This window comes from Cryobacterium soli (assembly GCF_003611035.1).
Lineage (GTDB): Bacteria > Actinomycetota > Actinomycetes > Actinomycetales > Microbacteriaceae > Cryobacterium > Cryobacterium soli.
Genome location: NZ_CP030033.1, coordinates 3,220,942 through 3,232,470, shown reverse-complemented (window position 1 = coordinate 3,232,470; position 11,529 = coordinate 3,220,942). Strand labels below are relative to the sequence as shown.

Sequence of the window (11,529 nt, the reverse complement as noted above, 5' to 3'; positions counted from 1 at the left end):
CGATCGCGAGGAGCCGACGCCCGCTAGGGGACGAAGACCACGTCGACGAAGTAGTTGGTGGCGTTCCACGAGTAGACCGGCAGGCCCCCTCCGGCCGCGTACACGTAGCGCCCGTTCGTGGTCGCCACCGCCGTGAGGGGCCCGCTCGTGCGGGTCTGGGCGAAATAGGACGGCGTGTACGAGTAGTGCCCGACCGGCGCGAAGTAGGACACCGTGTAGCTCTGGCCGGCGCTGATCGCCACGGGCGTGCTGAGTTGCGCGGTCTGCCATCCGCTGGCCGTTTCACCGGTGAACGTCACCGTCGCCAGCCTGGCTCCGGTCGCCGACCAGATCGAACCGGTGTGGGTGCCGGTGTTGCCCGCGCCCTTGAAGTACCGGATCGCCCTGATCTCACCGGCCTGCGATGAGGTGAAGGACATCCCCAGTTCGACGGCGGACGAATCGTCCGTGGCGGACAACACCGTGGGCGTGACCGTCCCGAGCAGGCTGTAGCTCGTGGGAGCGGCGGCGGCCCGTGTGCGGAAACTCCAGCTCTGCGTGGGCACAGCCACCCCCAGGGTCGAGGTTGCTCCAGAAAGCGTCGCGGTGAGGGCGGTGTCGGCCGGGAGCGCCTGTGCGGGTGTGAAGGTCACGGTCTTCCCGTCCGCGGACAGGCCGGTCGTGCCGGCGATCGTCGCGGCTGCGGCCGTCACCCCCAGGGTGTATCCCGGGGCGATCGCGGTGGAGAGCTCGACCGCGACGGGTGTCGCCGGGTCGACCTCGATAGCGCCGTCCGGCGGGCTCAGGCTGACCACGGTGATCGGGTCAGCAGCCCGGTTGAACACCACGTCCACCAGGTAACTTGCCCCGGATTGGGCTCCGGGGAAACCAGCGGAGTAGGTATACGCCCCCGCGCTGTTCCCCGCCGTCAACGGCCCGCGAGTGATCCCCGAGCCGCTGAATTCGCCTGGTGTCGCCGAGTAGGTGCCCGTCGGGCTGGTGTACGAGGCGACGTAGGTGGTGCCGGCCGCGATGGTGACCGGAGTCGCAAAGGCAACCGTCTGCCACCCGGAGCCGCTCTCCCCCGTGAAGGTCGCCGTTGCCAGCTGTGTGCCTGCGGCGTTCCACAGTGTCCCGGTGTGCGTGCCGGTGTTCCCAGCGCTCTTGTAGAAGCGAATCCCGGAGATGGTACCGGCGGCGGAGCTCGAGAACCGCACGCCGAGAGTGACGAGGGTCTGGTCCGAGACCTGCAGGATCGTCGGCACCGTTGCATCCGTGTAGAGGCTGCACGGGCACAGGCCGTCGTCGGGTGCCGGACGCACTGTGGTGAATGACCAGGTGCCACCGGAGGTGAGCGCGCCGCCGCCACCGGTGGCAGTGGCGGTCAGGGCCACCGAGTACGTGACGAAGCCGCTGAGCGGCGCGACCGGAGTGAAGGTGGCCGTGCGAGTGGCGGCGTTGTAGCCGACGGTGCCGCTGATCGTCGCCCCGAGTTGGTCTTTCACTGTGAAGGCGATGCTGGAGGATGTGACGTCGCGGGAGAAAACGGCGCTGACCGTGCTGTTCACCGGCACACTCGAGGCCCCGGGTAACGGCCACTGGCTGCCCGCAGTGAGCGGCGAATTGTCGACGTTGGTGAAGACCGCGTCGACGAAGTAGTTGCTCTGCCGGTAATCGCTGGTTGGGAACGCGCCGATATTGGTGTTGTACACCCCGGCAGGGGCCGAGCCGAACCCACCGGCGACCGTGAGCGGTTCTGCGGGGCTGCCGCGGTACGCCCAATAGTCGACCGCGGCCGCGTAGTGTCCTGCCGGAGCCGAATAGGACACGACGTAGGTCGTGCCCGCCGTCACGGCAACGGGTGGCGTGAACGCAGCGGTCTGCCACCCCGACGCTGTTTCGTTGGCGAAAGCCACCGTCGCCAACCGCACGCCGGCCGCGCTCCAGAGCGAGCCCGTGTGGCTGCCGGTGTTCGCCGCACTCTTGTAGAACCGGATCCCGGAGATGAAGCCACTTTGGCTGGCGGTGACGCGCAGCCCCAGCTCGACGGCGGAGCCGTCTCCGGCGTCGGGGAGGGCCGGCGTCTGCTGCCCGAACACTGTGAAGGGCCCGGTGGCGGTCACGGTGCGCGATACGGGCGTTGCGGCGTAGTTGGCGCTGTCATCTACAGCGCGCACCTGGATGCTCGCCGCTCCGACACCCTGTTGGAGATAGGAGTAGGTCCATGAGGTGGTGCCCGTCGCGCGGTGCCACAGGGTGCCGCCGTCGGACGAGACCTCGACCATGGCGACGACTCCACCGCCGGAATCGGCCGCGGTTCCCGTCACTGTCACCAGGGAACCGTTGGCCAGCGAGGCGCCGGCAGCGGGACTGGTGATGGTGGCAGTCGGCGCCGTTTTGTCCGTGCTGGCTGTCGCTGCCGTGAGGCCGCTCGCCAGGGAACCCGGTTGGGCCCCCATGTCGGCCAGCAGGTTCACCTGGGCCTGTTGCATCCGCACGTCTGCCGCCGCCCCAGCGCCATCGTGGGTCTGGTCGAGTCCCCAGGTCCATTGGACGCTCCCCGCCGAGAACACGAGGGCGCCACTCGGCGCGCGGTACAGAGTCAGATGGTGGGTCGTGTTTCCGGGACCGACCGTGTTGCCGAAGTCCTGGAGGTATTCCGGCACGGCCCCTGTCGTGGTCGACAGCGTGATCAGCCCGGCAGGCCTGAAGCCGTTGTCCAGATCCTCGTCCGATTCGTAGCCGATGGTGTGTGGGGCGAGAGCCACCGACGCACCCGCGGAGAGGCTCGCCAGGCTGGTGTTGCGCCAGAGCCTGTACTTGCCCTCGGCCGCCGAGACCGTGACCGGCAGGTCGGAGAAATTCGACTGGTAGAGGGTTCCGGTCAGCTGGTTCTCCGGCCGTCCACCCCCGTTGGCCTGGGAGGCGAACCGTGGATCACGCCAGGTCCCCGTCCACGCTGCGCTGGGGTCGATCTTGCCGTTGCTCCAGGTTTCCTTATACGAGACGAGGGTGCGATAGGCGGTCTGGGTTCCCACGGTCGACGACTCGTATCGGGTTTTCCAGTACACCTCGTTCCCCGACAGGAACTGGAGATTGACTCCGGCATCCCTGGCGGCCTCGACGTTGGCCCGCTGTCCGGCCGACCAGTACTCGTCATGGCCGACAGAGAGGAAGACGGTGTGGTTCTTCAGGCTCGCGCCGAAACGGTCGGTATCGACACCGCTGAAATAGGACACGTCATAACCGTTCTTCTCCAGGAATCGCACCATCGGGTATTCGTTGCTGAAGTAGAAGTCACGACCATCGATGCCGTCCCTGGTCGCCACGGGCCGGTTGTAGCTGATCTTGTACGCCCGGCCGTTCGCGGCACCCTCGTAAAAATCGGAGCCGCCGTAGGTGTTGTACGCCTGCCAGGTGGGATCCGAGGTTTGGAACAGCACTGCGGAACGGCTGGCCTCGTTGCGCACGACGAAGGTGATGTGGCTTTGGCCGCCGGTGTCGGTGCGCGTCAGGAGGGCGAAGTACACCCCGGACACGGCATCGGAGGGCACGGTCCATGACGCCGATTGCGCCCAGTTGCCGCAGTCGTAGAGTTCGGTCGCCTGATCGGTGAGGCACGGTGGCTGGGTCTGGGGCAGCGTCGCAGACGGGGTCACGTCGGCAATCTTGCGAGCGCCGAGCCCCTGGTACCAGCCGGTGCGGTAGACCGCGATCGTGTACGAGCGTGCGTTGGTGTCGATCTTGAATCCGATGGACCCACCGACGTTGACGCTGATATCGGTGGAAAACCCCTGGATGCTGTCGTCCCCGGCGCCGTCGATATCCCAGACCGAAGCGGCAGTGCCCGTGAGCGCGTTCTCGCAGGTGATCGGGTTGGCGGCGGCAGCGCAGCCCGTGGCGGCCTGGGCCGGGGCGCTGAACGCGACCAACAGGCCGGACCCCACCACGACAGCGAGGACCAGGGCACGCAGCCGGCCGGTGAGGCCACGGCCCCGTACGGCGCCCATCAGGAGTTCCCCGCCAGCGCCAGGTCCGCGATCGGTGCCGTCGCGGCACCGTCCTCCGCGAGGCTCCGTCTGGCCGCGTCCAGGATCGTCAGGACCCTGAGCCCGGCGCGGCCGTCCGTGCGCGGCGACCGGCGGCCCCGTATCGCGCCGGCGAATTCGTCGACCATGGATCTCAGCGCCTCCGTCTCCGGCAGGGCCGGAGACCAGGTGTCGCCCAGACGATAGGAGACCGTGGCAGCACTGCGTTCCACGCCGTCCAGCGACTGGATATCGAGGTCGACCCCGCGGTCGTAGACGCTCAGTCGCTGCTGTGGATTGAGATCGTCCCACACGAGTGTGCGCCGTGTGCCACCGATGATCATCTGGCGCACCTTAGTCGGGCTGAGCCAGTTGACGTGCACATGGGCCATGGCACCGTTCTGCAGCGGAAGGGTGAGATAGCCCACGCACGCCTTGCCGGACCTGAGCGGGTCGGCACCGACCGCCGATACCGCCAGCGGTCTGAGCCCGCCGGGCAGGAGGAAGTCGATGATGGCGAGGTCGTGCGGGGCGAGGTCCCAGAAGACGTCCACGTCGGGTTGGATCAGACCCAGGTTGATTCGCACGGAGTCGATGAAGAGGATGTCACCCAGCGCGCCCTCCTCGATGAGTTCCCGCATCTTCAACACGGCCGGGGTATAGCAATACGTGTGATCCGCCATCAGCACCAGGCCTCCGGCCGCGGCCCGGCCGACCATGTCCGCGCCGTGCTCCACGGTGTCGGCGAGCGGCTTCTCGACAAGCACATGCTTGCCCGACGCCAGGGCTGCTGTTGTGATGCGGTGGTGGGTCGTCGCGGGTGTCGCGATGGCGACGGCATCGATGTCATCGGCGGCGAGGACCGCCGCGAGCGAGGATTCGGCCCTGGTCCCGCCCCCTTGCTCAGCGAGCCGCCGTGCCCTGTCGAGGTCGAGGTCACAGACGGCCGCGAGTTCCCACTCCGGACTCGACCTGAAGTTGCGGGCCAGGTTGGGCCCCCAATACCCGGCCCCGATAACGGCCACGCGCAGCTTCTCAATCACATGATCCTCATTGCCTCTGGGTGTTTTCTCTGGGGGTGCGGATTGCGGGTGATGCCGTGTGCTCAGGGTGTCGGCACCCTGTTCGAACGAGCACCACGAATCTGAGGGTCGCTCAACCGCCCACAGTGCCACCGCCGCTGTCATCCCGCAGTCCCCCAACCGGGGGTACGATCCGGCCACCTCAGCTGGCCCCTGTTCAGGTCACAGCGCCACGATCGGCTTTCGGGTTATCTTCACCTCGTGAGTCGCTGAGAATCCTTCACTACTGCCACACCCGCACCATCCGCGCCTTCCCGATCGCGGCCGGCGCCATCGGCCCGCTCGATTTCAGCGGCCCACACCGCCTCCCGCCGTGCCCGCTCCAACACGCTCATCCCCGGCCCACGCACCCAGTGGCCGTTCGCTCCACCCGCTTCGTCTCTTCCCGAACCTGTAACCCGAAATGCAGGGGACAATTGTGAATACGTCAGTGACGTGTCGGCCTGGTGGTCGACCCCGAAAGTGCCAGCTGCCCCAACCCGGTAGCGGGAATCAGCGCTCCGCCTACCCGAATCCGGCTTGGAGAGCCGGTAGCCGATGAGCACGCCCGAGCCAGGACCTTCTCTGGCAGCGGAGATGCCGGCCGGGTACCGGGCACCGTTGCGCCTGGTCGGGCCGGTGGCTACCGGCTCTCTGACGGCGGATCCGCCCGCCGGAATCGCTCCGGCCGACGCGATCCCCGCGATCTCGTCGGCTCCCGCCGTCAGCGGACTCTCCGGGGCGGCCTGGGCGCGGCAGTATCGCGCCAGGCTGATCCTCACCGATGCCGCCGTGATCGGCTCCGCCGTCACCGTCGCGTTCCTCGCGCGCTTCGCTATCGTCAACCCGATCGCCGATGCCGCGCGGATCCCCCTCTCGTATTGGGCCCTCACGGGGATCGTCGCGATCACCTGGATCATCACCCTCGCCACCTTCCCCACCCGCGACGCCAGGGTCGTCGGGGTCGGCGCGACCGAATACAAGCTCGTGATCAACGCGAGCGCTCTGGCCTTCGGCATGCTGGCCATCGCGTTTCTACTGCTGCAGGTGGATACGGCCCGCGCCTATTTCGTCTTCGCTCTGCCGCTCGGCGTGGCCGCACTGATTCTGGAGCGCTGGCTGTGGCGCAAGTGGTTGATCCGGCAGCGTCGCTACGGCCATTACCTCGCCAGGGCGATCGTCGTCGGCGCTCGGGAGGATGTCGAGTACGTCGTCAGGCAGATCAACGACAAGTCCGGCGCAGCCTATCAAGTGGTGGGGGCTGCACTGGAGGGCGACAACGCCATGAGCATCACCGCGGCAGGGAACCTGGTTCCCGTCGTGGCTGATTTCGAGCACGTGGCCAGCGCCGCCCAGTCGTTGGGGGTGGACGCTGTCATCGTCGCAGGGCACCCGAGCCTCGGAAACACCTTCATACGCAACCTCGGCTGGGACCTCGAAAAAACGTCGGCCGAACTTGTGCTGTCCAGCCGCCTGACCGACGTGGCCGGTCCCCGCATCCACTTCCGGCCGGTCGAGGGGCTCCCGCTCATCCACGTGGAGATCCCGCAGTACGACGGGGCGAAACACGTCCTCAAGCGTGCTCTGGACATCATCCTGGGCGCCGTGACGCTGATCGCGGTAAGCCCGGTTCTCGTGGTGATCGGGGTTCTGGTCAAGCTGGACAGCCCAGGGCCCATCCTGTTCCGGCAGGAGCGTGCCGGTCGAAACGGCGCACCGTTCCACATGCTCAAGTTCAGGTCGATGGTCCGCACCGCCGAAGACGATCTGGCCGGTCTGCTCGACCAGAACGAGGGCGCGGGGGTGCTCTTCAAGATTCGCAGTGACCCGCGCATCACCAAGGTCGGGCGGATCCTACGCAAATACTCCCTCGACGAGTTACCCCAGTTGTGGAACATCGTGGTCGGCCAGATGAGCATCGTCGGCCCACGACCGCCGCTGCCCGCCGAGGTGCAGAAATACGAGGCGCACATGCACAGGCGCCTGTACATCAAGCCAGGTCTCACCGGCATGTGGCAGGTGAACGGTCGCTCAGACCTCAGCTGGGAGGAAAGCGTGCGGCTGGACCTGTACTACGTCGAGAACTGGTCGCTGGCCGGCGACCTCATGATCATCTGGCGGACCTTCAAAATCATCATTCGACCACTGGGGGCGTACTGACATGGCTGCATCGAACGAGACAGAACCGAGCTCCGCCGGAAGCGTACGCGCCCTGCACCTCGCCATGATCGGAACCAGAGGGGTGCCGGCGGCCTACGGCGGCTTCGAGACGGCCGTGGAGGAGATCGGACGCCGCCTGGTGGATCGTGGGCACGCCGTCACCGTCTATTGCCGGTCGCAGAGCGTCACGCGCGGAGAGGTCCGGCCGCCCACCGACTACCTCGGCATGCGGCTCGTGCACCTTCCGGCGCTGCACATGAAGGCCCTGGAGACTCTCAGCCACACGGCGTTCTCGGTGGCCCATGCCACGACCAGGCGACGCCCGGACGCAGCGTTCGTCTTCAACGCGGCGAATGCGCCGTTCGTCCCGTTCCTGCGGCAGCGCGGGATCCCCACGACGGTGCATGTGGACGGGCTCGAATGGAAGCGTGACAAGTGGGGTGGTACCGCGCGCCGTTACTACCGCTGGGCCGAGCGGCTGTCGGTGCGATCGGCGGACGCCTTGATCGCAGACGCGCAGGGGATCGCCGACTACTACCGCGACGAATTCGCGATCTCCACGGAACTGATCAGCTACGGCGCCCGGGTGCTGCACGACCCGCCGGCCACCCGCCTGGCCGAACTGGGTCTGACCCCCAAGGGCTATCACCTCGTGGTCGCCAGGTTCGAACCAGAGAACCATGTCGACGTGATCATCGACGGCTACCGGCGCAGCAGCGCAGCGCTACCCCTGGTCGTCGTCGGTTCTGCGCCCTATGCCGGCGCCTACGGCCGGAAGATCGCCGCCCTGGCCGGAGACTCGCGGATACGGATGCTCGGCAGTATGTGGGACCAGGATCAACTCGACCAGCTGTATGCCCACTCGGTGAGTTACCTGCACGGACACTCGGTCGGCGGCACGAATCCGTCGCTCCTGCGTGCGATGGGAGCCCGTACGGCGGCGATCGCCTGGGATGTCTCGTTCAACCGGGAGGTTCTCGGCGCATACGGTGCGTACTTCCGAGACCCGGTCACGCTCGCCTCGTTGATCGAGGATGCGGAGCTCAACCCGCACCACACCAAGGAGGTCGCGAAGGCGCTCCAAGGGCGGGCGGCCGACCTGTACAACTGGGGTCACGTCACGGACGGCTACGAGGACCTCGCCCAGCGCCTCGTCTCCGGGTACAGCACACAGGGAATGAGCGCGGGTCGCATCGTCCGGAAGCCGTGGAACCAGCCGGAACAGACACAGCATCCCGCCACAGCAGTGCGGGGCTCGCTGTGACCGCCGGTGTCGGAGCCCCGCCGGACACGTTTTTCGCGACAGTCAGGCGCTTGGCGTCGGCCCAGAAGAGTGCGGCCCGGGGTGCGCCGGCTTATTCGCTGTTCGTCAATCGCCCGCTCGGACGGGTACCCGCGGCGCTCGCCTTCCGAGCGGGCTGGACGCCGAACATGGTCACCGCGCTGAGCGGCATCGCCAGCCTGGCCGGCGTGCTGGTGATCGTTCTGGTGCCGCCCAGCCTGCCGATGGGGATCACCGTCTGGCTGTTGCTCGCGGGCGGGTATGTCCTGGATTCTGCCGACGGCCAGCTGGCGAGGCTCCTCGGTGGCGGCAGCCCGAGCGGAGAGTGGCTGGACCACGTCATAGATTCGTGGAAGATCTCCAGCGTGCACCTTGCCGTGCTGGTGCTGGTCTACCGGCACCTCGATCTGCCCAGTCCGGCCTGGCTGCTCGTTCCCGTGCTCTTCACAATCGTGGCGGCCGTCTCATTCTTCGCCCTGATCCTGAACGACCTGCTCAAGGCCAAATACGCCGCCGAACCTTCGCAGCGCACGGCAAGCACACCGTTGCGTTCGCTCCTCGGTCTGCCCACCGACTACGGCGTCCTGTGCCTGTCCTTCGTTGCGCTCGGCCTCCCCGCCGTGTTCTTCGGCGTGTACACCGCCCTCCTCGCTGCGAACGCGGGGTATCTGGCCCTGGCCCTGGTGAAGTGGTTCCGCGACATGCGTGCGCTGGGCGCCGCGCCTGCCACGGGACCCAGCGCCGCAACCGCCCCCCGACACCGCTCCGACGAGTGGAGCGACCATGTCCCTGCCCGATGATCTGGGGGTTGTTGTCGTCAACTACGGTTCTCCCGGACTCCTGGAACTGAACCTCGTCGACCTCGCCCGGACGCTTCCCGGCGAGCGCGTCGTGATCGTGGACAACTTCTGCGACCTCGCGGACCGGGCGGCCACGACGGCATTGTGCCGACGCGAGGGGTGGACTCTGCTCGCCCCTGGGCTGAACCTCGGCTTCGGAGCCGGGATGAACGCCGGCGCCCGACTGCTCATCGCGCGCGGATGCCGGCGACTACTGCTGCTCAACCCGGACGCTCGCATCGACGAAGCGGGAGTCCTCGCCCTTGCTGAAGGCTGCGCCGAAGATCCGCAACGCATCCTCAGCCCGCAGATCGAGCGCCCCGACGGTTCCCTGTGGTTCGGAGGCGGGACCGTGCAGATAGGTCGGGGACGCACAAGCACCCGCAGCGGGGCCGACAGCTCAGCACCGTACGGGTGGCTGAGCGGAGCATGCCTGATGATCCACGCATCCCTGTGGTGCTGGCTCGGCGGATTCGATGAGCGGTACTTCCTCTATTGGGAAGACGTGGACCTGTCCTGGCGGTGTGTGGCGGCAGGCGGCAGCCTCGTGGTGCGCGACGACGTCACCGTCGTGCACAGTGTCGGGGGTACCCAGTCCGGCTCGGGGAAGTCAGCGCTGTACGTGTATTCCAACTGCCGCAACCGGCTGGTTTTCGCGGCTCGTCACCTCAGCCGTGGCCAGCTCGTGCGGTGGCTGCTGCTCAGCCCCGGCTATGCAGTACAGGTGCTGCAACGCGGCGGTCGCCGCGACCTGGCACGCCATGCGGGGCCTCTCGTCCTGGCCGCCGCGCGCGGAACCGGTGCCGGCGCGCTGCTGGCGGTTCGCTCGCTCGCAACACGACCGCCCCGCACGCGTCAGACGGTGTTCCGGTGTCTCCACCCGGTTGGCGAAGACTCATGACGGGGACGGCCGGTGTGGAAGGCTCTGTGCTGATCGCGCACCCCGGTGCCGAACTCTACGGGTCTGACCTGGTGCTGCTCGAGACCGTGTCCGCGCTGGTGGGATCCGGGATGCGGGTCACCGTCGCACTTCCTGTACTCGGATCTCTGGTCGAGGAATTGTCCCGTCGAGGGGCACAGATCGAGCTCTGCCCCACGCCGGTCTTGCGCAAGAGCATCTTGCGGCCCCTCGGGGCCCTGTGCTTTCTCCGGGACACACTGCGTGGTGTCGTCGCGGGGCTCCGCCTGCTCCGGCGGGTGCGGCCTACCGTCGTCTACGTCAACACTGTGACGGTCCCGCTGTGGGTGTTGCTCGGCCGAGCCGCCCAGGTTCCGGTGATCGCCCATGTGCACGAGGCCGAGCGCAGCGCCGCAGGCCTCGTTCGGTGGGCGTTGGCCGCACCGCTCTTGCTCTGCGACACCGTCGTCTCCAACAGCCAATACTGCGTCGACGTCCTGAGCGAGTCCTTTCCCCGGCTGCGGACACTCGCCACGGTGGTGCGGAACCCGATCGGCTGGCCCGGCCAGACAGAGTACGCGCGTGCCGAACTCGTTGGCCGGCTGCAACTGCTGTATGTGGGACGGCTCTCCGAACGCAAGGGCGTCGATACCGCGGTCCTGGCCCTCGCCGCGTACCGCTCGGCCGGCCAGGACGCGGAGCTGCACCTGGTGGGAGATATCTTCCCCGGCTATGAGTGGTATCTGGACCACCTGCGTGAGTTGGTGCGCGCCGAGGGGCTGAGCGACCACGTGCACTTCCACGGATACCAGCGCGATGTCTGGCCGTTCCTGGCCCGAAGCGATATCGTCCTGGTTCCCTCTGTGCTCGAGGAAGGGTTCGGCAACACGGCCGTCGAGGGCGCCCTGGCCGCACGGCCGGTGGTGGTGAGCGACACCTCCGGGCTGAGTGAGGCCACGGCGGGGTTCGCCTCCGCAGTGAGGGTATCCCCCGGGGCCTCCGATGCCGTGGCACGTGCCCTGAGCCGGATCGTCGCCGACTGGCCGCACTATCGCTTGGCGGCAGGCACGGATCAGTTCCTCGCCCGCGACCGCCACAGCCTGGCGGGGTATCGGTCCAGCATCCGGGATACCGTCCTCGCCGCGGCCCGCTCCCCCGACGGAACGGCACGCCGCGCCGTCGCTGTCACCGGGAGAGCGGCGCCGGCCCGCTCCGTGCACGGCGGAGTCGCTCACGGCTGAGCAACACCCGGCCATGCAGGAGAGCCGGGAACCATTCATCC

The 11,529-nt window shown here is 67.6% G+C and carries 7 protein-coding genes; 5 read left to right on the top strand and 2 right to left on the bottom strand.

Going from position 1 to position 11,529, the window contains the following annotated elements; translation table 11 throughout:
• Positions 1 to 23 precede the first annotated feature (23 nt).
• Entirely contained in the window at positions 24 to 3,989 is a 3,966-nt protein-coding gene (locus tag DOE79_RS14945) for a DUF4082 domain-containing protein (protein ID WP_120339192.1), read from the bottom strand.
• Positions 3,989 to 5,050: a Gfo/Idh/MocA family protein gene (locus DOE79_RS14940; protein ID WP_245976959.1), complete on the bottom strand. Its 1,062-nt coding sequence runs from the start codon at positions 5,048 to 5,050 to the stop codon at positions 3,989 to 3,991. Before DOE79_RS14940 ends, DOE79_RS14945 begins: the two co-directional genes overlap by 1 nt.
• Positions 5,051 to 5,626: 576 nt before the next feature.
• On the opposite strand from DOE79_RS14940, the gene DOE79_RS14935 reads away from it, so the two are divergent.
• Genes DOE79_RS14935 through DOE79_RS14915 form a run of 5 tightly spaced genes read left to right on the top strand, consistent with a single transcriptional unit; the run spans position 5,627 to position 11,488 of the window.
• Positions 5,627 to 7,228 carry a sugar transferase gene (locus DOE79_RS14935; protein ID WP_245976958.1) on the top strand — a complete coding sequence of 534 codons (1,602 nt, stop codon included), beginning with the start codon at positions 5,627 to 5,629 and terminating at the stop codon, positions 7,226 to 7,228.
• Position 7,229: 1 nt separating this feature from the next.
• Positions 7,230 to 8,492 carry a DUF1972 domain-containing protein gene (locus DOE79_RS14930; RefSeq protein WP_120339189.1) on the top strand — a complete coding sequence of 421 codons (1,263 nt, stop codon included), beginning with the start codon at positions 7,230 to 7,232 and terminating at the stop codon, positions 8,490 to 8,492.
• 50 nt (positions 8,493 to 8,542) lie between these two features.
• Positions 8,543 to 9,310: a CDP-alcohol phosphatidyltransferase family protein gene (locus tag DOE79_RS14925; RefSeq protein WP_245976957.1), complete on the top strand. Its 768-nt coding sequence runs from the start codon at positions 8,543 to 8,545 to the stop codon at positions 9,308 to 9,310.
• Positions 9,294 to 10,250 carry a glycosyltransferase family protein gene (locus DOE79_RS14920; RefSeq protein WP_181445825.1) on the top strand — a complete coding sequence of 319 codons (957 nt, stop codon included), beginning with the start codon at positions 9,294 to 9,296 and terminating at the stop codon, positions 10,248 to 10,250. The genes DOE79_RS14925 and DOE79_RS14920 overlap by 17 nt, the downstream gene beginning before the upstream one ends.
• On the top strand, positions 10,247 to 11,488 hold the full coding sequence (locus tag DOE79_RS14915; protein ID WP_120339187.1) for a glycosyltransferase: 1,242 nt from the start codon (positions 10,247 to 10,249) through the stop codon (positions 11,486 to 11,488). Before DOE79_RS14920 ends, DOE79_RS14915 begins: the two co-directional genes overlap by 4 nt.
• Positions 11,489 to 11,529 lie beyond the last annotated feature (41 nt).